The following is a 19349-nucleotide window of genomic DNA, read 5'->3' as shown; positions in this document are numbered from 1 at the left end:
CAAAAAAGATGATTATGAAACGGAAATAAAGAATAAATTGAATTCATTGGAAATGAATATTGAGGAATTAAAATTATCACTACAAAACTCCCTGCAGCAGGGTTTACCAGAGAGTGAAGTAAAAACCAAAGATCCACCGATTATCATAGAAAAAATTAATATAGAAAAAATTATTTTAGATAAATATGAGTTGAATAACAATTTTGGTCAGCTTGGGATAAAAGAGCTAAAAGGTAAATTAAATATTGGGGCAACCTACGGAAGTGAATTTACGCCAAATTTTGATGAAGAGACGAAAAAGTCTCTTAACCGCAATACAGAAAGAAAAAAAGAACCTGATAAACAGCTGAAAGTCAATATTAAAGCAAAAAAAGACTAAAGTGAAAAGTACTTTAGTCTTTTAACTACACTATTGTAATCTGCTTTCTACTTGTCGGCATACCTCATCAGCAGACATTCCGTTTGCATCGATGACAGAACCTTTTGTGACGGTATCAGACATACCCATCACATTTGAATCAAGGCCTGTAACTACACAGCAATCACAGTTTTGTGCATCAGACTCTTGTCTTAATTCTACTACGTCATATCCTTTGTCCTTTAATGCTTGTTGAATATTTGTAAGAGATTGTTCTACTCCAACTTTTGCCATACAAAACACCTCCTCCTGTAGAATATTTTGCCTTAAGCTCATGGAAATATTCCGTATAAGCTAAGATATTTGTCCAAAGGATAATAGGGGAGGTGTATGTTATGAGCAGAGGTAGAAAACGAAAAGCTGATCCGTCCACAATCGGCCTTAATTCTTCACAAGTAGAAGGTCAAGGGACGACTACAACAGAAACGGGTTCAATGGAAGTATCATCTTCAAGAAAAAAACAAAAAAGATATTAAAAAAAGAGGATGTCTTTTTGACATCCTCCATTCCGCTTATTGATACATTTCGGCAACTTGTTTTTGAATTTCTTCATTTTCTAAATATTCATCATAGGTCATTTGTTTATCTACAAGGCCTTTTGGTGTAAATTCAAAGATACGATTGGCAATCGTTTGAATAAACTGATGGTCATGTGAGGAGAAAAGCATAGAACCCTTGAAATTAATTAATCCATTATTTAATGCTGTGATGGATTCTAAGTCTAAATGGTTTGTTGGTTCATCTAATAAGAGAACATTGGCTCCATTGAGCATCATTTTTGAGAGCATGCAGCGAACCTTTTCTCCACCAGACAAGACACTGGCCTTTTTCAATACTTCTTCACCAGAAAAGAGCATTCTTCCTAAGAAACCTCTTAAAAAGCTTTCACTATCATCTTTTGGTGAGAACTGACGAAGCCAATCAACAAGGTTTAAATCACTATTTTCAAAGTACTTAGTATTATCCTTCGGAAAATAAGCCTGAGATGTGGTAATTCCCCACTTAAATGTGCCGCTGTCGGCTTCCATTTCACCCATTAAAATATTAAAGAGTGTCGTTTTTGCAACCTCATTTGTACCAACAAGGGCAATTTTATCTCCTTTGTTCATAAAGAAGCTTACGTTATCTAGAACCTTTACTCCATCAATTGTCTTGGTTAAACCTTCAACACGTAACAAATCATTACCGATTTCACGATCGGGTGTAAATCCTACAAATGGATAACGGCGGGAAGATGGCTTGATATCATCCAGTGTAATCTTATCTAATAACTTCTTACGTGATGTTGCCTGTTTTGACTTAGAGGCATTGGCACTAAACCTGGCGATAAAGCTCTGAAGTTCTTTAATTTTTTCTTCTTTCTTCTTGTTCGCGTCTGAAGCCATTCTTGAAGCTAATTGACTTGATTCATACCAGAAATCATAGTTACCTACATAAATTTGAATTTTACTAAAATCCAAATCGGCGATATGCGTACAAACTTTATTTAAAAAGTGACGGTCATGGGATACGACAATAACGGTATTTTCAAAGTTAATTAAAAAGTCCTCTAGCCATTGAATTGCTTTGATATCCAAGTGGTTAGTTGGCTCGTCCAAAAGTAATACGTCTGGTCTGCCAAACAAAGCCTGAGCAAGCAATACTTTGACTTTTTCCGATCCAGTCAATTCAGCCATTTTCTTATAATGGAGATCCTCTCCAATACCTAGGCCTTTTAATAATATCGCTGCTTCAGGCTCTGCTTCCCATCCGTTTAACTCTGCAAATTCACCTTCTAGCTCGGCAGCTTTCATACCATCCTCATCAGTGAAATTTTCCTTCATATAGATCGCATCTTTTTCCTGCATAACCTCATAGAGTCTTGCGTGACCCATAATGACAGTTTTTAGTACCTCAAAATCTTCATATTCAAAATGGTTCTGCTTTAACACAGCCATCCGCTCATTCGGCCCTAATTGAACAGTTCCTGTTTGTGCTTCAATTTCACCGGATAAAATTTTTAAGAATGTTGATTTTCCGGCACCATTTGCTCCAATTAATCCGTAGCAATTTCCGGGTGTAAATTTAATGTTTACATCTTCAAATAACTTACGGTCACCATATCTTAAACTTACGTTACTTACAGTAATCATAGTAATAATCCTCCAGAACAAAAATATCTACTTATTATACCATTAATATGAATGAAGAGCGAATTCTTTTGACCTGATGTACTTGATAAGAAAAATTTTCTAAAAAAATTTTTCCATTTTCACACTTTATTCATAATTATGTTGTAGAATTGGATTAAGAAGTTTTAAAGAGGGTGAATAGTATGGCAAAAAAACAGCTTACTGAACTCGTTAACAAATTAAAAAAAGCTGGTATTAAAGCGAGTCTAACTAAACCAAAATCAACTTATCTATTAACATTGCAGCAAATTAAATAATATCCTTCATCCTTTGAATGAAAATTATCAGTAAAAAGCGATTAATCCTGAGGGATTAACCGCTTTTTTTATTACTCTATTTTATCTAGTATTTTGGCGTAAACATCGTGTTTATTAAACTCTTTTCCCATTGGGAACTTGTCAATAAATTTATTGTCTTCATCAACGAGATACGTAAAGGTGGAATGTATAAACTGGCCGTTTCCAGGATCTTTGTATTGGAACTGCAAGGCATTGGTAATTTTACGAAGTTGTTTTTGATTATCTTTTATTTGTTGTTTTGCCCCGGTTAAAAACAACCAACTAGCATCGTTCCCTATACCGAACCCCTGTTTATATTCTTTTAAAATTTTAGTTGTATCTCGGTAAGGGTCAATGGTTATGGTGACAAATTCTATTTCCTTCCCATAAATTCCTTTTTTCAATAGATCTTTCTTTAAATCCACCATTTTTTGTGTAGTTGTTGGACATACATCAGGACAGTGGGTATAAATGAACTCAATTAGTTTTAGCTTAGTCTTATCCTTACCAAAAGTGAATGTATCACCACTCTGTGTAATGAAAGTTGCACTTGCTGGAATGGCAGCATTGGCATCACGGATAAGGAAAAACGAGATTCCTCCTGCAATCCCTAAGAATACAGCTAGACTGCAAATTATATAAATCCTTTTCAAAACAATCCCCTCCTACCATAAAGATAAATAAGTTTGTCGAAAAAAGATATGGATATTTTGTGAAAAAAAGTGGATGCAGTGTAAAGGTTATTCCGTTATAATGAAAATTAAAACGTTTGAAAAATCAGATTTTTTATCCTGTGGGAAGATGGTGTTTCTATGAAAAAGGGTAGTAAGTTTACGATTCAACTGCTCATTCTAATCGTCATCTATCAAATTGGGAATCTGACAGCGAGTTTTTTTCATTTGCAAATTCCCGGAAATGTGATTGGAATTGTCCTGTTATTGGCATTATTTTCGTTGGGTGTAATAAAGGTAGAACAAATCGAATTGGCAGCAGGGTGGCTGCTTAAGCATCTTGGTTTCTTTTTTATTCCTATCTCAGTTGGTTTAATGACCCTGGGCGATATCGTTAAGGCAAGAGGCTGGTTGCTGTTAGCAATCCTTTTTTTCAGTGCTATTATTGGGATTATTACAGCAGGAAAGACAACGCAAATGGTTATCTCGAAAAATGAAAAGGAACAAGTAAAGTACCATGATCACGCTTTATAGTATTCTGGTCACTGTTTCTGTCTATTGGTGTGCACGCTTTTTAACACGAAAATATCCATCTCCAATTACTAATTCAGTTTTTTTTAGTACCGTTATCATCATCCTTATATTGTTAGCTTCTAGGATATCGTATCAAGAATATAAGCAGGCAAAAGACATAATGACCTATTTGCTTGGTCCGGCTACCGTTTCTCTGGCAGTTCCCATCTACAAAAATCGTGATGTGTTCAGAAAGTACATAAGGGCTGCCGTATTGGGGTTATTCATCGGAAGTGTTTCAACGATTGGTACAGCCATTTTTATGGCAAAAGGACTTCATCTTTCAAAAATTTATCTCCTCGGTTTCGCGGTAAAGTCTGTTACAGTCCCGGTTGCAACAGAGATAGGGGGAATTATTCATGGCAATATTTCTCTTATTGCAGCCTATGTCATAATTACTGGGATGATTGGTGCGATGTTTGGGTCTAAACTATTGAACTGGTTTAGGATCGACCATCCCTTTGCCCGGGGTCTGGCAATTGGTACGATTGCTCACGGAATTGGAACAGCTGAGGCGGTTAAGGAAGGGGAAATTCAAGGTGCAGTTTCTGGTGCAGCGATGGGAATTGCTGCCATCTTTACCTCGTTTATTGTTCCGTATATTATTAATTTCATCATTTAATGGGCTGATGTTTGTTGACAATTGTTGTTAATTATTGTATATTTTAGAAGAATTTAATTACTCAAATAAGGGAGTATGTTTTATGTTAGGTGTCGTTCTTAACTAATCCAATCAATTGGATATGTTCATTCCATTATTCTCGTTCATTTTTTTCGGAAAATGGAGGGTTTCTTTAGTTGTGGAATGAGGTTAAGAACAATGAGCAAGCATAAGCATACATCTTATTCTAATGTAGCTGTGTACACTCGTGTAGACAGTTTTTACTTTGGATTAATTTACGTATGGAAAAATGGATGGTTTACCATTCGTTTCTTAGAGCCGCAATGACATTGTTCATTGCGGCTATTTTTTATTCTTAGGAGGTTTATAAAGTGAATCAACACACATTTAACATGTTGGAATTCCAACAAATTAAGGATGAAATTTCTAACTTTGCATTAACTAAAGAAGGCAAAGAGAAAATAAAGAATCTTGTCCCATCAACAAAAGTTAAGCAAATAGAGGCATGGCTTGAAGAAGTTACGGAGGCAGTCGAGATTTTGAAAATTAGTGCAAGTGTTCCTGTGCATGGCCTGGATGGAATGACTGCCATCCTTCAGAACCTAAATAAAGGAGCAGCACTTAGAGTAGAGCAATTAACAAAGCTATATGATTTTTTGGATAGCTGTGGAAAAATGAGGAGATTCATGAAGGATAAAGCTTTTTATGCACCGAGGGTATCTGCTTATGTCGAGGTTATTGATGAATTACCTGATCTGGCCGCTGAAATTATTCGCTGTGTCCGTAATGGAAGGGTAGATGATTACGCAAGCAAAGAATTATTAAAAATTAGAAAACAACTTGCGATACAAGAGGAACGTTTGAAGGAAAAAACGATGCAACTAATTCGTTCCAATAAATATAAATTGTATTTACAAGAAAATGTGGTAAGTCAACGAAGTGGGCGATATGTGATTCCGATAAAAAAAGAATATCGCAATAAAATAAAGGGGACGGTCCTCGATACATCTGCATCTGGGTCCACAGTTTTTATAGAACCAGAAGAAATTGCTGTCTTTCAAGATCAATTAACATGGCTTCTTTCTGAAGAAGAAGTAGAGGTTCAAAAGGTGTTAACCTATTTAACAGGTTTAGTGGAACAAAAGGAGCAGCAAATCTGTCTTGCTGTTGAAACAATGATTCAATACGATTTTCTTTTTGCTAAAGCAAAATATTGCCGAATGATTAAAGGCTCTAAGGTGGGTATTAACCAATTTGAGGAATTAACATTAATGCAGGCGCGGCATCCTCTTTTAGGTGATAAGGCTGTTCCGTTATCTTTTACAATGAGTAGAGAAGAAAAGGCACTTGTTATCACTGGCCCAAATACTGGAGGAAAAACAGTTGCGATAAAGACGGTGGGCTTGTTAACTTTAATGGTGCAATCCGGTTTGCATATTCCGGCGGCAGAGGAGAGTAATATTAGGATTTTCGAACGAATTTTGGTAGACATCGGTGACGGACAAAGTATCACAGAAAATCTGAGTACCTTTAGTTCAAGAATTGTCAATATAATCGAAATCCTAAAAGAAACAAATGATCGAACATTAGCCTTATTAGATGAACTTGGCTCTGGAACAGATCCAGGAGAAGGGATGGGGCTTGCTACTGCCATTTTAGAAACTCTTTTTCAAAAAGGAGCAACTCTATTTGCAACAACTCATTATAGTGAAATTAAGGAGTTTGCAGAAGAACATCCCGGTTTTTTAAATGGATCGATGGAGTTTGATTTAACAACGTTTTCTCCAACCTACCGTTTAATCATTGGGAGGGGAGGGGAGAGCCAGGCATTTGCGATTGCCCTAAGACTTGGGATGCACCCGGCTATTGTTAGACGAGCACATTTTATTACTTATAATGAAGAAAAAGAATATCGAAGCCAAGAAATTGATCATTGGAAATTAAAAGAATTAGAAAAACAGGTGATTACAAATAAATATATGCACAAACAAACTACAGTAACAAAAACGAATATCCCACTTTACAAACAAGGTGATAATGTGAAAATTTCTCCTTCAGATGAGTTTGGTATCGTGTATATGGGACCTGATCAGCAGGGGAATTACCAAGTTCAAGTAAAAGGAGAAAAAATATCTGTAAACCATAAACGGTTAACTTTGTATATTGCAGCTTCTGAGCTATATCCTGAGGATTATGATTTTGACATTATATTTCAATCAAAGGAAAGCAGGAAAAAAAGTAAGCTCTTATCCAAAAGCCATCAAGAAAATATAACCATTGATTATTCTGAATAAAAGTGAGCAGGATGTCCTCTATATAGGCTAACAGCCTTTTTGTGACATCCTGTTTTGCTGGCTAAGACTGTATAATATCCTACTTTTTTTGATTTAAATATTGTTGGGCGAGAAGTAATTTAACTTCATTATAACTTAAGCCGGATTGATTATTTAAACGTTTTACTTTCTCAATATCTGTCCCAACATTCGTATAACGTTTCGGTGTAGATGACATACCAACTGACACTCCTATGTGAGAAGTATTTTTTTAGGGAAATGAAAAACCAATTTTTTGTACATACTAGTAAAAAAAGGAGGCGGTTCCCATTTTTTACGGTAAAAGGGCTAAGGAAGAAGAAATAGAAACAATCCTTGTTGACACTGAAGTTTACTCTTGTTCAGATGATACTTGTATCGGCTGGATGAGAAAGGATTTTGTTGCAGATGACTTGCTATGTCCAATGTGCGGCACTCAAATGTTACAGGAAATAAGGGAGCTCCCAAAAATCTAAATAATGATTTTATTAATGAAAAGACTGTCACGATAGTGGACAGTCTTTTATTCTTCACCAAAATCAAAGAAATGTTCATCATATGCTCTTTGTGCAGATTCTGAAGAAGTGAACAAGGCATCGTCATCTTCAATAACATGAAAGGTTTCATTTAAAAAAAGTGCTAGAGCATTTGGATCTTTAGGATGTTGAACGATCTCTGCTGCTTGGACGTTTGCAACAGAGGGGACATGCGGGTTCCGATAAATAACATAAACTTCGTCACCAGGCTGGGCATTTCCTAAATCAATAATACTCATAAAAGATTAACCCTCCTTTATAAATTTTCATTTTGCTGGCGAATCTCATCCCCAGTAATGACTATATTTGCTTCTTCAAGTGCCTTATGCTCGTTGACTGAATCCCCCGGTGCATTTATCTTATTGGGGAATACGGAGCCGTTTTCGAGGGTCATTTGCGGCCGTTCATCTGCAGGTGTCAAGTAATCCTTCTTCTTTGCCATAAGAATCATCTCCTTATAATAAGGTTTCACTTTAAAAATCAGTTTATGCCTTCCTTATTCTTTCCTTTACGGTATAAATTGCTACAAATAAAAAACTCTCCAACAGGCGAGGAGAGTTCTCTTGTTTCATTCTTCTTTTTTTGATAAACAGTAATCGCATTCCATTAAGTAGCTTTCAGCTTGTTCCTCCATGTGTTGACCACACTCTGGGCATTCCTTCTTTGGCAGGCTTCGGAAAAATTCAACTGGACTTATTAACATAATAAAACCCCTCCTCTATTATTACAGTTTACTTGCACTTATTTTGTTGTAGTACAGGAAAAATAAAAAAATTGCTGTGGAGCTTAATAGGTCTATTCTTCTCTTTTTGCTAAACAACGATCACATTCCATTAAGTAGCTTTCAGCTTGTTCTTCTATGTGTTGACCACACTCTGGGCATTCCTTTTTTTGTAGGCTGCGAAAAAATTCAATTGGATTAATTAACATTGATATCTCTCCTTTATTAATACAGATTATTAAATTTCTACTTGTTATAGTACAGTATAAACAAAAAACTTCTTTTTGTGTAGACTTTTTTAAAAAAAAGTTTAACTTTGAAAAAAAATAAGCACTTTATCCCAAAAAGCTATTTATGCATTGTTTTTGTTTCCCTATAATGAATAAGGGTTAATGAATATTTTAAAGTCTTACTTCCATTACAATTTAATTTACATTACAATCATAGTAGAAATACCTTGTAGACATTGGGGGGATTCAGTTTAATGGGGGAAATGTTGGGGATTTTTCATCCATATTTTATATTTATTGCCATTGGTTTAACGATTATGGCATCCTATACAGCACTTGATATGTTTACCTTAATAAGGTCTTCAAATCATAATAAACGATTATTATTTCTTGGTGGTACTTTATCCATGGGGATTGGAATATGGGTAATGAACTTTATGGCATTGATTTCGGCTGACACAAACCGCTTTGCCAGCTATCATATTCCGCTAACTATTCTTTCAATTTTTATTGGAATAGCCTTTACTGGGATGGCATTTCTTTGGTTTTTTGGTAAAGCTATTAATATATACCACTTGTTAATAGGCAGTTTATTTTTAACCCTAGCTGTTATGGCCATTCAAGTTATTGGTTTATATGCTATGAATGTAAATATAGATTACAATATTGGACTAATGATCTTTTCTGGATTATTAATATTTGGTTCCTTTTTATTTTCATTATGGATTCTTTTTTCTTCGAGCTATTCCCACGGGAATCAGGTGTGGTTAAAACCAATAAGTGCGTTGATAATTACAATAGCGATTGCTGAAGGGCATTTTTTATTAAAGAGAGCTGCCGTTACAACAAGTGGGATCGTATCAGAAAGTCAAGCAGACAGCCCATTCTTTATTTATTTGGTTTTGTTTGTTTCAGTGTTAATTATCGGCGGTTTGATCATCTCTAGTATGTTGATAAGCAAGCAATTAGCTACAACTGATACAAACTTGAAGGATATCAAAGATGCCTTAGATGCCTCAACAATTGTTGCTATTACCGATCCAAAAGGGATTATCACATTTGTAAATGATAAATTCGAAGAAATATCTAAATATAAAAAAGATGAAATTATTGGCAAAAACCATCGAATCCTTAATTCAGGCTATCACTCAAAAGATTTTTTTCAAGATTTATGGAAAACTATTCAGGCGGGGAAGATTTGGCGGGGAGAAATTCGGAACAAAGCGAAAGATGGATCCTTTTATTGGGTTGATACAACCATCGTTCCTTTTCTAAATAAAAAAGGTAAACCTGTTCAATATATTGCGATTCGTTCCGATATTTCGATGCGAAAAAAGGCAGAAGAGCATCTTAAAGAAATGATGAAAGAAAATGAGGACATCAAATTTGCCTTAGATCAATCTTCCATTGTTGCGTTTACAGATGCTAAAGGAAAAATCACCAGTGTAAATGATAAATTCTGTGAAATCTCTAAGTATAGCCGAGAAGAGATACTGGGGGAGGACCATCGAATTCTTAATTCTGGCTATCACACCAAAGAGTTTTTCAAGAACTTATGGAAAACTATTGGGGCTGGTCAAGTATGGAAGGGCGAATTAAGAAATAAAGCGAAGGATGGGTCTTATTATTGGGTTGACACAACGATTGTTCCCTTCTTAAATGAACAGGGAAAACCTTATCAATATCTAGCCATCCGTAACGATATAACTGAACGAAAGAAAACGGAAGAAGTCCTTCATCGTCAGGATAAGCTTGCCGCTGTTGGCCAACTAGCTGCAGGAGTTGCACATGAAATCCGTAATCCACTAACGTCGATGAAAGGTTATGCAGAATTCTTACAGTTAGACGAAAAAGACCCAGAACGAATGGAATTTTTAAATATTATTTTAGATGAGATTGAAAGAGTTAATACCATTGTCGAAGACTTTATGGTACTAGCGAAACCAAAAGCGGTTGAATTAGAGGAAAAGAATGTGGTTCCAGTTATTCGAAATGTTGTTTCATTGCTCGAGTTTGAAGCTAGAAAGAAAAATGTCCGCTTGTCATTTGACTGCAATCAAGAGATTATCCAAATAGAATGTGATGAAAACCGGTTAAAACAGGTATTTCTAAACTTTATAAAAAACGGAATCGAAGCTATGCCAAATGGTGGAGATTTGCAAGTTAAAACAATCATTCATGATAACAATGTTCAAATCTCGATTCAGGATTCGGGTGTTGGAATCTCGAAAGAAAAATTAAAGAAACTAGGCGAACCATTTTTTACGACAAAGAAAAATGGAAACGGCCTAGGGTTAATGGTAAGTTTTAAGATTATTGAAAGTCATAATGGAAAAGTGTTTGTGGAAAGCGAACCTAATAAAGGAACAACCTTTAATATATTATTACCTGCTAAAATTGCTTAAACGAGAGGGAACTCTCGTTTTTGTTTTTTGTACAAATTTCCTTAAAATTCCTTCAAAAAAATTTAATAATTTAGAATCTACAATCGTTTGAAATCGACTATGATGAATATATAGGTTTTATGATTCTTTGGGGAGGGGATTAAGTGGAAGATGCGAAATTGGTTAAGACCATTTGCGGGTACTGTGGAACTGGCTGCGGCCTTGTCCTAGAAGTAGCGGACAATAAAATAATGAAAATCCGTGGAGATAAAGAAGCTCCAGTTAATAAGGGGCAGACTTGTGTAAAGGGGGCATTTGCTTATGAATATGTACATGCCAAAAGTCGATTAACTTCCCCGCTAATTCGGGTATCAGGACAATTAATTAAAGCGACCTGGGAAGAGGCTTATCAATACATTGCCAATAAATTATCAGAAATTAAAACTACATGGGGGCCTAATGCCATCAGTATGTTTGCTTGTGCACGAAGCACGAATGAATCAAATTATGTAACGCAGAAATTTATGCGCACGGTTATTCAAAGCAACAACATTGATGGCTGTAACCGAACGTGACACGCACCGAGTGTTGCCGGTCTGGCAACTATTTTTGGAAGCGGTTCCCCAACAAATACCTTAGAGGATTTTAATAAGGCAGAAGTACTATTACTGATGGGTTCTAATACATCGGATGCCCATCCCATCATTGCTAACCGTATGAAAAAGGCTGTAAAGTCGGGACTAAAAATCATTGTCATTGATCCTCGGAAAATTGATATGGTTAAGGTAGCTCACCGGCATTTACAGATTAATGTCGGAACCGATATCGCTCTTATCAATGCTTTCATACGGGTTATTTTAAAAGAAGGTCTATACAATCCCGAGTTTATTAAGAATTTTACAATCGATTTTGATCGTCTAGAAAAACAGGTAGAACCTTATACACCTGAATATGCGGCCATGATTACCGGCCTTTCAGTTGAGGATATTGTAACAACAGCTAGAGAGTATGCAACCTCAAGTGGTTCAATGATTGCCTATACATTAGGAATTACAGAGCACCATTGCGGTGTAAATAACGTTTTTGATATTGCGAATTTAGCTCTATTGACAGGAAACATTGGTAAACCTGGGACCGGGATTATGCCGTTAAGAGGACAAAATAATGTTCAGGGCGCAGGTGATATGGGCTGTCTGCCTAATCAGCTTGCCGGAGCGATGAGTTTAGCTAATGATGAGTTTCGTGCCCGATATGAGAAAGCGTGGGGGGTGGAACTAAACCCACATCCAGGAGACACGCAAACACGTACTTTTGACCGTATAGAGATGGGAGAGTTAAAGGCTCTGTATGTAATTGGTGAAAATCCTCTCTTAGCAGATGTTCATATGAATCATACTAAAACATTATTTGAAAAACTTGATTTGTTAGTAGTCCAAGATATTTTCTTAACAGAAACAGCAAAAATGGCTGACGTTGTTTTACCGGCTCGTTCTTGGGGGGAAGTGGATGGAACATATACCAATACAGATCGTAGGGTACAGCGGGTTCGTAAAGCCGTAGAACCGCACCCTAATACTAAAGAAGATTGGGAAATTCTTTGTGACCTTGCTTCATTAATGGGTTACCCAATGCATTATCAAAATAGCGAGGAAATTTGGAATGAGGTTAGAAAACTTGCCTGGGAGCTGTATGGTGGGATTTCATATGAACGTTTAGATGAAAAATATAGTATCCATTATCCATGTCCAAATGAGAATCATCCAGGTACCTTCATTCTACATGAACGCTTCCATAAACAAGCTACTGATATTAAAAAGTCACCATTTGTTCCTGTAGATTATACAGAACCATTAGAATTGCCGGACGAGGAATATCCGTTTACCTTAACAACAGGCAGGCGTTATGAGTCTTATAATACCCATTCACAGACCCGTTACTATGCATCAGGTGTTAAAGTAAAACAAACAGAAGAAACTGTTGATATCCATCCAGATGATGCCTGCTTCCTTGGGATAGAGGATGGTGAGGTGGTACAGGTTCGTTCTCGCCGAGGGGAACTTCTTGTAAAGACAAAAATTACTGAACAAGTTGTTCCCGGTCTTGTATTTATGAGCTTCCATTGGAGCGAAACACCAACAAATGTATTAACCTTAAATGAATATGATCCAATATCAGGCACAGCAGAATATAAAGCTTGTGCGGTTGCGATAACGAAGTTGTCTTAGGATCAGCGGAAAAACAGTGCAGTCGGTATGATGCACTGTTTTTTTCTATGCTATTGTCAGAATATGCAGTTACTTAGAAATACTATTGTAATATAATTGCCATTCTTGTAAACCAATTAACATCCCTCTGTTCTTTTTCTCGGAAAAAAACATGTTATGATGAGAACAGTTAGCAAGCGAAAGAACATGGGAGGAATATAGAAATGATAAAAAAAATAAAAGCATTCCTAGCAGTTGCTGCACTCTCAGGGACTGTAGGCGCTAATGTACATGCGGAAGAAATAACGGTAAAAGAAGGGGATACCCTTTGGGATTTATCACAAGTACATAATACATCTGTAGAAGATATTCAAAACTGGAATCACCTTTCTACTAACCTGATTCATCCAGGAGATGTATTAACCATTGCAACTGAGAAACAATATACAGTTCAGCAGGATGATACATTAGGAGATATTGCTTTAACCTATCAAGTACAAGTAAATCAAATTAAAGACTGGAATAAACTGAATACAGACCTTATTCATCCAGGCTTAAATCTCATTATATATGATGAAGTGACGGAAAGTGTTAAAAATGCGGAGGCACCCGGAAAAAAAGTAGAAAATACAGTAACAAGTAATTTAGAAAAGCCGGTTGCAAATTCAATCGTAACATCAACTGAGCCTAAAAAGACAACGATTCCGGAAACAGCCTCTACTCCCCAGCACGCAGCTCCAGTTCAGGCTGCCGAACCAGCTAAAATGATTTCGACTGCTCAAACTTCACAGCAAGCTCCGAGTGTACAACCAGCTAAAACAACAAGCAGTGAAGAAAATGATGCAAGAGAAATTACGGTAAAGGCGACAGCCTATACAGCTTCATGTGAAGGATGTTCAGGAACAACGGCAACAGGTGTGGATCTGAAAGCCAACCCTGATGCCAAGGTGATCGCTGTGGACCCAAAGGTTATACCGCTTGGTAGTAAAGTTTATGTAGAAGGGTACGGAGTCGCAACAGCTGCAGATACAGGCGGCGCTATTAAAGGAAACAGAATCGATGTATTTATATCCACAGAGCATGAAGCGCTAAAATGGGGGAATAAACACATTACAATAAAAATAATCGATTAAAAAAACTGCCTAAGAGTTAGGCAGTTTTTTTTGTGTTAACTAGCTTGCTTTACTACTGAACTTGCAACTTTAGCTTTTCTTTGATAGTAGAACCAGTTTAAGACAAATGAGATTACATAGAATCCAATAAAGAAGTAGAAAGCAGTAGTGTATGTTCCTGTTGCATTAATAGACCAGCCAAAAAGCTTAGGAATAAAGAAAGACCCATATGCTGCGAATGCGGCTGAGAACCCAATTACAGGTGCTGCTTCTTTAGGAATAAAAATATTTGGAATCATTTGGAATGTTGAACCAGATCCAATGCCTGATGCAAGGAAAAGGATTAAGAAAGAGAACAGGAATCCATTAAATTGTTTTTCACTTAAGAAATAAATGACACCTGCAGCACCGATACCCATAATGACTAATACAAAGGCAGTCACTTTTGCCCCGCCAAGCTTGTCGGCCATCCAGCCTCCTACAGGTCTAGCTGCGGCTGCAACTAAAGCACCAAGGAAGGCAAGTGAAAGATGCTCAGGGAATTGAGATTTTAAAAGAAGCGGGAATGCCGCAGAGTAACCAATGAATGAACCGAAAGTAGCTACATATAAAACTGTCATAATCCAAGTATGCTTCCGTTTTACAATAACAAATTGATCAGCAAATGATTGTTTAGCACCTGGTACGTTATCCATTTTAAACATTGCTAGAATTGTCATGATAGCAATTGGGATTACCCAGATAAAGGCAGCGTTCTGTAACCACATTGTTTGACCAGTGGCCAAAACTTGCTTGCCGCCAACGAAAGCGAAAGTACCTGAGGTTATAATTAATGGAGTGACAAATTGGACCACTGACACGCCCATATTGCCTAAACCACCGTTAATACCAAGTGCTGTACCTTTTTCTTTTTTTGGAAAGAAGAAACTAATATTGGCTGATGAAGAAGAGAAATTGCCTCCACCTAGACCACAAAGTGCTGCTAATAGTAACATGACAGAATACGGTGTTTCAGGATTTTGTACAGCAAATCCGATGCCAATAGCCGGGATGGCAAGAATGGCAGTTGAGATAACTGTCCAGTTTTTCCCTCCAAAAAATCCTGCTGCAAAAGTATAAACAAAACGAAGTGTTGCACCCACAAGTCCAGGGATTGCTGCGAGTGATAATAATTGTCCCTCTGTAAAATGAAAGCCAACGTCGTTCAGTCTTACTGCTACAACTGACCAAATTTGCCAAACAATAAAGGCAAGCATAAGAGACGGTACGGAGATCCATAAATTTCGATTAGCGTGTTTCTTTCCTTCGGCTTTCCAGAACTTTTCATCTTCTGGATTCCAATAATTAATTCGGGCCATGTGATTTTCCCCCTAAATGGTAATGGATTTATTTTTTTAGCTGTATGTGCTGCTTGTGTAATTACTATAAACTACAAACAAACCTCATTTTAGTGACGTACGTCACAAAAATGGTGAAGGAAATGTGAACACATGCTTTTAGACAAAAAGTTGTAAAAAATAGAAATAGAGACGGAACGAAAAAAAGAAACCCTCATAACTGAGGATTTCTTGTATAAATTTGGTTATCTTCCGACAGTTCTTTCACTTCATAAAACATGCCTACATAGTTCTGTATTTCTCCCGCGTCATCTCTAATCGCTGTGATTGTAAGCCATTCTTTAAATATTTCATTATTTTTGCGCTTATTCCAGATGAAACCTTCCCAATACCCATTTGTAAGTAAATTTTCCCACATAGTTTGATAAAAATTAATATCATGCTCGCCTGATTGAAGAACACTTGGTGTTTTCCCAATAACCTCTTTTAATTCATAGCCAGTGATTCTCGAGAAGGCAGGATTAACATTCTGGATGGTTCCATTCATATCGGTTATACAAATACCATCAATGGCATGGTTCACGATTTTACGAGACAGGTCTAGCTTACCTTGGTAAAATAACCAAATGACAATGACAAGACTTGCTAATGAAAATTCAGAGAGAGACATAAAACCAATCGCATAGTGTCCAGTCCAATTAAAGAATAGAGTTAAAATAAGCGGTGGGAAAAAGCCGCCAAGACCTCCCATGGCTGAAACAAATCCATTGACAATACCAGCTTGTTTAGAAAAGTACAAGGGAACTAATTTAAAGATTGCTCCATTACCAAGCCCTGCAAAAAAGGCTACTAACAAACATCCAAACGAGTAAATCGGTAATGATGGTGAAAAGGCAAGTAAAAAACCCGCAAAAGTTAAGCTGAAAAATACAGCCATGAGAATTAAAAATGGGTTGATTTTGTCGCCAAGCCAGCCGCCAACGGGCCTAAACATTGTAGCAAGCGTTATAAAACCGGCAGTCCTTATTCCTGCATCTACTTTATCTAATTCAAATTGGTTAACTAGAAAAGAAGGCAAATAAATCGTAAAAGCAACAAATGAACCAAATGTAACAAAATAAAATAAGCTTAATACCCAGAGTTTGGGATTTTTATAAACCTCTTTTAATTGATCTGATAGGGAGAGACTAATTTTTCGTTCTCTTTTGTCACCTAATAAGAAATTCAATATAGCAAATAGCAGGACTAAGATAAGATAGAATTTGACAGTATTTCTCCAGCCATACATGCTGGCAAGTACAGGGGCCAAAAAGGAGGTTATGGCTGTTCCAATATTACCAGCTCCATAAATTCCATTTATGAACCCATGTTTTGTCTTCCCATAATATTTTGGTAATGATGTAACCCCGACTGAAAAAACGGCACCTCCTATTCCAAGTAGTAAGCCGCCCGTGATTAACATCCATAAACTGCTAGAATAACTGAGGATTACAATTGGAATAAGGAGAACGATAAAGCATAGGCTAAATAAAGTTCGGGCTCCATATTTGTTTGTCCAATAACCAATTGGCACCCTTAGCAGAGATCCAAGTATAACCGGGACAGCAGTAGCCCATGCAATTTCTGTTGATGTTAAATGAATATCTTCCTTTATAAAAGGCATAAGTGAAGAAATAATTACCCAAACCATAAATCCTGCAATCAAACTGCCAGTTTGAAGAAATAGTTGTCCGGTACCTTTTTTCATTTTCATCCCCCTTATATGCCGATTTATGATATATTTTGTTCGTATAGATATGACATTTCATAGCCTGTTTTCCTTAGATATTCTTAAGTATTATAAACCACAATGGCTGAGAGGACAGTGAGGTTCGACACTGATAGAGAAATATATTTACATATTTTTTATGCAGTAGTATATTTTCCCTGTAAAATGTATTTTACTATTACCATATTTTAAAAATAGAATAAATTTTTTAAGGAACTATTCCACTAGGGAGGATATTAAATGCCCAAAACATTATTTACTTGATCCTCCTAAATCCTTGTGTTTAGATTTGCTTCTATTATTATAATCGGGGGAACTAAATACATTGCCGTAACTATGCGGGGAAAACTCTGACCGGTTCCGCTATCCTAAAGGTAAAATTATGATTGGTTAAGATTGCGTTAGATTCCTGTTAAGTCAAACAGGAGTCTTTTTTGCTATGGTTATGATAAAATTTAATCATTAGAGATACAGACTGGAGTGAATAAAATGAACTTTCCACAAATTGAAACCTTTGAAGGTCGATTAGAACTTATGAAATCTCTTGCTAAAAAGTTTTTAACAAGAGCACATCAAGTGGACATAGAGGGTTCCTTTCCTTTTGACAATATTGCGGATTTAAAAAATACAGGTTATACCACTTTGACAGTTCCCTCCAAATATGGGGGCAAGGAAATTTCCTTATATGAACTAGTTCGCTTACAGGAAATAATTGCAGAAGGTGATGGAGCTACTGCGCTTTCGATTGGCTGGCATATGGGGATTATTATGAATCTACATGAGAAAAAATCATGGAGTGAGTCATTATTTAAGTTTTTGTGTGAAAAAGTAAACAATGGTGCATTGATTAATAGCGCACAAACTGAGCCTAAAACTGGCAGTCCAACGCGGGGAGGAAGACCAGAAACCAACGCTATAAAAACAGAGCAGGGCTGGGTGATTACAGGGGGGAAATCTTTTACTACCATGGCTCCTGTATTGGATTATTTTATTGTCAATGCAACAATAAATGAAACCAATGAAGTGGCTAACTTTTTGATCCCAAGAGAAACCAAGGGAGTGAGAATTGAAGAAACCTGGGATAGTATCGCTTTACGAGGAACGGGGAGTCATGATTTAATCCTTGAAAAGGTGATCATTCCTGAAGAATATCTAGTTGAAATGCCAAATGCAAAAGGAAGAAAGGCCAACGGATGGCTGCTGCACATTCCTGCCTGTTATCTTGGAATAGCTAAAGCCGCCCAAAGGTATGCGGTTCAATTTGCAAGTGAATATTCTCCCAACAGTATCAATGGTACGATTGTTGATTTACCAAACGTAAGGCAAAAAATTGGTGAAATGGAACTGAAAATTATGCAGGCTGAGTCTTTTTTATACTCCATTGCTAAACAATGGGATTCAGCTTCTGAAAATGAGCGGGAAAAGATGCTTCCTAGACTAGGGGCTGTTAAGTTAACGGTCACGAATGCTGCAATTTCAATTGTAGATTTAGCGATGAGGATAGTGGGAGCAAAAAGTTTATCCCTCCAAAACCCACTTCAACGATATTATCGTGATGTACGTGCAGGATTGCATAATCCTCCAATGGATGATATGACCATCGAGCTTTTGGCTAAGGAAAGTATTTTTATCCATCAAAATAATTTATAACTCTACGGCATTCGACAAACCCTTATTTAGATGCTTAGATATTGAAATCTATGGGTATCTTAAGAGAAAGGAGTGAGGAAGAATGCCAAGAGGTAAAGAATTAGAGCAGCTCCCAATGGCGAATATTGCACCCGGAGCTGGTAAAGACGCTAGTAAATACAATCGGGAAGTCCTTGGGAGCATAGTTCAAAATGAACAGCCCCAGCCTAGTGAGATTGAAAAAGAAAATGAAGATATGATCTAAAGAGCAGGAATTGTCCTGCTCTTTTTTATTCAAAAGGTTAAATTTGATTTATAGCACGTTGATTGGAGCGGAAGGCTGCGAAGACTCCCCGAAAATGCTATCGCATTTCCTTCGTGCG

General features: G+C 36.7%; 22 protein-coding genes. 12 read left to right on the top strand and 10 right to left on the bottom strand.

The genetic code is table 11. The features are described 5' to 3' along the window. The first annotated feature begins 52 nt into the window (after window positions 1-52). Complete coding sequence (locus V7077_RS00655) at window positions 53-379, top strand: hypothetical protein (RefSeq protein ID WP_335497890.1); 327 nt, start codon at window positions 53-55, stop codon at window positions 377-379. A gap of 30 nt (window positions 380-409) precedes the next feature. Here the strand turns inward: V7077_RS00655 and V7077_RS00650 are convergent, their stop codons facing one another. Further along, window positions 410-652, bottom strand: coding sequence for a YkuS family protein (locus tag V7077_RS00650; protein ID WP_335497889.1), 243 nt, complete (start codon window positions 650-652; stop codon window positions 410-412). 101 nt (window positions 653-753) lie between these two features. Here V7077_RS00650 and V7077_RS00645 point away from each other — a divergent pair, with 101 nt between their 5' ends. Then, entirely contained in the window at window positions 754-894 is a 141-nt protein-coding gene (locus V7077_RS00645; RefSeq protein WP_335497888.1) for a YuzL family protein, read from the top strand. A gap of 36 nt (window positions 895-930) precedes the next feature. Here V7077_RS00645 and V7077_RS00640 read toward each other — a convergent pair whose 3' ends face one another. Together V7077_RS00640 and V7077_RS00635 are read right to left on the bottom strand one after the other, a co-directional pair. Next, complete coding sequence (locus V7077_RS00640; protein WP_335497887.1) at window positions 931-2550, bottom strand: ABC-F family ATP-binding cassette domain-containing protein; 1620 nt, start codon at window positions 2548-2550, stop codon at window positions 931-933. Window positions 2551-2917: 367 nt separating this feature from the next. Further along, window positions 2918-3520 (bottom strand): SCO family protein, encoded by a 603-nt coding sequence (locus V7077_RS00635; protein ID WP_335497886.1) that lies wholly within the window; start codon window positions 3518-3520, stop codon window positions 2918-2920. A gap of 159 nt (window positions 3521-3679) precedes the next feature. Between V7077_RS00635 and V7077_RS00630 the strand changes: the two genes are divergently transcribed. The 4 genes from V7077_RS00630 (at window position 3680) to V7077_RS00615 (ending at window position 7027) form a co-directional block, all read left to right on the top strand. Next, window positions 3680-4072, top strand: coding sequence for a CidA/LrgA family protein (locus V7077_RS00630; protein WP_335497884.1), 393 nt, complete (start codon window positions 3680-3682; stop codon window positions 4070-4072). Continuing rightward, the gene (locus V7077_RS00625; protein WP_335497883.1) at window positions 4056-4733 is read left to right on the top strand and encodes an LrgB family protein; all 678 of its coding nucleotides are present in this window, start codon (window positions 4056-4058) and stop codon (window positions 4731-4733) included. Before V7077_RS00630 ends, V7077_RS00625 begins: the two co-directional genes overlap by 17 nt. Before the next feature lie 198 nt (window positions 4734-4931). Beyond that, window positions 4932-5060 carry a hypothetical protein gene (locus V7077_RS00620; protein ID WP_335497882.1) on the top strand — a complete coding sequence of 43 codons (129 nt, stop codon included), beginning with the start codon at window positions 4932-4934 and terminating at the stop codon, window positions 5058-5060. Between the two features lie 44 nt (window positions 5061-5104). Continuing rightward, the gene (locus V7077_RS00615) at window positions 5105-7027 is read left to right on the top strand and encodes an endonuclease MutS2 (RefSeq protein ID WP_335497880.1); all 1923 of its coding nucleotides are present in this window, start codon (window positions 5105-5107) and stop codon (window positions 7025-7027) included. A 79-nt stretch (window positions 7028-7106) separates the two neighbouring features. Here V7077_RS00615 and V7077_RS00610 read toward each other — a convergent pair whose 3' ends face one another. After that, a complete protein-coding gene (locus V7077_RS00610; protein WP_335497879.1) occupies window positions 7107-7244 on the bottom strand; it encodes a hypothetical protein in 138 nt (45 codons plus the stop codon). A 91-nt stretch (window positions 7245-7335) separates the two neighbouring features. Between V7077_RS00610 and V7077_RS00605 the strand changes: the two genes are divergently transcribed. Next, a complete protein-coding gene (locus tag V7077_RS00605) occupies window positions 7336-7521 on the top strand; it encodes a cold-inducible protein YdjO-related protein (RefSeq protein ID WP_335498090.1) in 186 nt (61 codons plus the stop codon). Window positions 7522-7568: 47 nt separating this feature from the next. Here the strand turns inward: V7077_RS00605 and V7077_RS00600 are convergent, their stop codons facing one another. The 4 genes from V7077_RS00600 to yhfH (V7077_RS00585) all read right to left on the bottom strand — a co-directional run bounded on the left by V7077_RS00600 (window position 7569) and on the right by yhfH (V7077_RS00585) (window position 8511). After that, a complete protein-coding gene (locus V7077_RS00600) occupies window positions 7569-7820 on the bottom strand; it encodes a transcriptional regulator SplA domain-containing protein (RefSeq protein WP_335497878.1) in 252 nt (83 codons plus the stop codon). Window positions 7821-7837: 17 nt separating this feature from the next. Beyond that, window positions 7838-8023, bottom strand: a complete 186-nt coding sequence (locus V7077_RS00595) for a hypothetical protein (RefSeq protein WP_335497877.1) — start codon at window positions 8021-8023, stop codon at window positions 7838-7840. 126 nt (window positions 8024-8149) lie between these two features. Further along, on the bottom strand, window positions 8150-8284 hold the full coding sequence (gene yhfH, locus V7077_RS00590; RefSeq protein WP_335497876.1) for a protein YhfH: 135 nt from the start codon (window positions 8282-8284) through the stop codon (window positions 8150-8152). Between the two features lie 92 nt (window positions 8285-8376). Beyond that, window positions 8377-8511, bottom strand: coding sequence for a protein YhfH (yhfH, locus tag V7077_RS00585; protein ID WP_335497875.1), 135 nt, complete (start codon window positions 8509-8511; stop codon window positions 8377-8379). A gap of 275 nt (window positions 8512-8786) precedes the next feature. Here yhfH (V7077_RS00585) and V7077_RS00580 point away from each other — a divergent pair, with 275 nt between their 5' ends. The 3 genes from V7077_RS00580 (at window position 8787) to V7077_RS00570 (ending at window position 14253) form a co-directional block, all read left to right on the top strand. After that, entirely contained in the window at window positions 8787-10937 is a 2151-nt protein-coding gene (locus V7077_RS00580) for a PAS domain S-box protein (RefSeq protein WP_335497874.1), read from the top strand. Between the two features lie 143 nt (window positions 10938-11080). Further along, window positions 11081-13141 (top strand): formate dehydrogenase subunit alpha, encoded by a 2061-nt coding sequence (gene fdhF / locus V7077_RS00575; protein ID WP_335497873.1) that lies wholly within the window; start codon window positions 11081-11083, stop codon window positions 13139-13141. A gap of 203 nt (window positions 13142-13344) precedes the next feature. Continuing rightward, entirely contained in the window at window positions 13345-14253 is a 909-nt protein-coding gene (locus V7077_RS00570) for a LysM peptidoglycan-binding domain-containing protein (RefSeq protein WP_335497872.1), read from the top strand. 35 nt (window positions 14254-14288) lie between these two features. Here V7077_RS00570 and V7077_RS00565 read toward each other — a convergent pair whose 3' ends face one another. Then, window positions 14289-15590, bottom strand: a complete 1302-nt coding sequence (locus tag V7077_RS00565) for an MFS transporter (protein ID WP_335497871.1) — start codon at window positions 15588-15590, stop codon at window positions 14289-14291. 193 nt (window positions 15591-15783) lie between these two features. Next, a complete protein-coding gene (locus tag V7077_RS00560; RefSeq protein ID WP_335497870.1) occupies window positions 15784-17316 on the bottom strand; it encodes a nitrate/nitrite transporter in 1533 nt (510 codons plus the stop codon). Window positions 17317-17826: 510 nt separating this feature from the next. Between V7077_RS00560 and V7077_RS00555 the strand changes: the two genes are divergently transcribed. Beyond that, window positions 17827-18987, top strand: coding sequence for an acyl-CoA dehydrogenase family protein (locus tag V7077_RS00555; RefSeq protein WP_335497869.1), 1161 nt, complete (start codon window positions 17827-17829; stop codon window positions 18985-18987). An 82-nt stretch (window positions 18988-19069) separates the two neighbouring features. After that, on the top strand, window positions 19070-19231 hold the full coding sequence (locus V7077_RS00550) for a hypothetical protein (protein ID WP_335497868.1): 162 nt from the start codon (window positions 19070-19072) through the stop codon (window positions 19229-19231). Window positions 19232-19349 lie beyond the last annotated feature (118 nt).

Origin of the sequence: Neobacillus vireti (genome assembly GCF_036962465.1) — a bacterium.
Taxonomy (GTDB): Bacteria; Bacillota; Bacilli; order Bacillales; family Cytobacillaceae; genus Neobacillus; species Neobacillus vireti_B.
The sequence above is the reverse complement of the archived record's forward strand: the minus strand, read 5'-3'. Positions and strand labels throughout refer to the sequence as shown.

Bases quoted from the DNA above. Each gene is read 5' to 3' on its own strand.
- V7077_RS00610 (WP_335497879.1), bottom strand. From the start codon at position 7,244: ATGTCATCTACACCGAAACGTTATACGAATGTTGGGACAGATATTGAG.
- V7077_RS00625 (WP_335497883.1), top strand. From the start codon at position 4,056: ATGATCACGCTTTATAGTATTCTGGTCACTGTTTCTGTCTATTGGTGT.
- V7077_RS00640 (WP_335497887.1), bottom strand. From the start codon at position 2,550: ATGATTACTGTAAGTAACGTAAGTTTAAGATATGGTGACCGTAAGTTA.
- V7077_RS00555 (WP_335497869.1), top strand. From the start codon at position 17,827: ATGAACTTTCCACAAATTGAAACCTTTGAAGGTCGATTAGAACTTATG.
- V7077_RS00650 (WP_335497889.1), bottom strand. From the start codon at position 652: ATGGCAAAAGTTGGAGTAGAACAATCTCTTACAAATATTCAACAAGCA.
- V7077_RS00570 (WP_335497872.1), top strand. From the start codon at position 13,345: ATGATAAAAAAAATAAAAGCATTCCTAGCAGTTGCTGCACTCTCAGGG.
- V7077_RS00655 (WP_335497890.1), top strand. From the start codon at position 53: ATGAATATTGAGGAATTAAAATTATCACTACAAAACTCCCTGCAGCAG.
- V7077_RS00595 (WP_335497877.1), bottom strand. From the start codon at position 8,023: ATGGCAAAGAAGAAGGATTACTTGACACCTGCAGATGAACGGCCGCAA.
- V7077_RS00565 (WP_335497871.1), bottom strand. From the start codon at position 15,590: ATGGCCCGAATTAATTATTGGAATCCAGAAGATGAAAAGTTCTGGAAA.
- V7077_RS00580 (WP_335497874.1), top strand. From the start codon at position 8,787: ATGGGGGAAATGTTGGGGATTTTTCATCCATATTTTATATTTATTGCC.
- V7077_RS00550 (WP_335497868.1), top strand. From the start codon at position 19,070: ATGCCAAGAGGTAAAGAATTAGAGCAGCTCCCAATGGCGAATATTGCA.
- V7077_RS00645 (WP_335497888.1), top strand. From the start codon at position 754: ATGAGCAGAGGTAGAAAACGAAAAGCTGATCCGTCCACAATCGGCCTT.
- yhfH (WP_335497875.1), bottom strand. From the start codon at position 8,511: ATGTTAATTAATCCAATTGAATTTTTTCGCAGCCTACAAAAAAAGGAA.
- V7077_RS00620 (WP_335497882.1), top strand. From the start codon at position 4,932: ATGAGCAAGCATAAGCATACATCTTATTCTAATGTAGCTGTGTACACT.
- V7077_RS00630 (WP_335497884.1), top strand. From the start codon at position 3,680: ATGAAAAAGGGTAGTAAGTTTACGATTCAACTGCTCATTCTAATCGTC.
- V7077_RS00600 (WP_335497878.1), bottom strand. From the start codon at position 7,820: ATGAGTATTATTGATTTAGGAAATGCCCAGCCTGGTGACGAAGTTTAT.
- V7077_RS00560 (WP_335497870.1), bottom strand. From the start codon at position 17,316: ATGAAAAAAGGTACCGGACAACTATTTCTTCAAACTGGCAGTTTGATT.
- yhfH (WP_335497876.1), bottom strand. From the start codon at position 8,284: ATGTTAATAAGTCCAGTTGAATTTTTCCGAAGCCTGCCAAAGAAGGAA.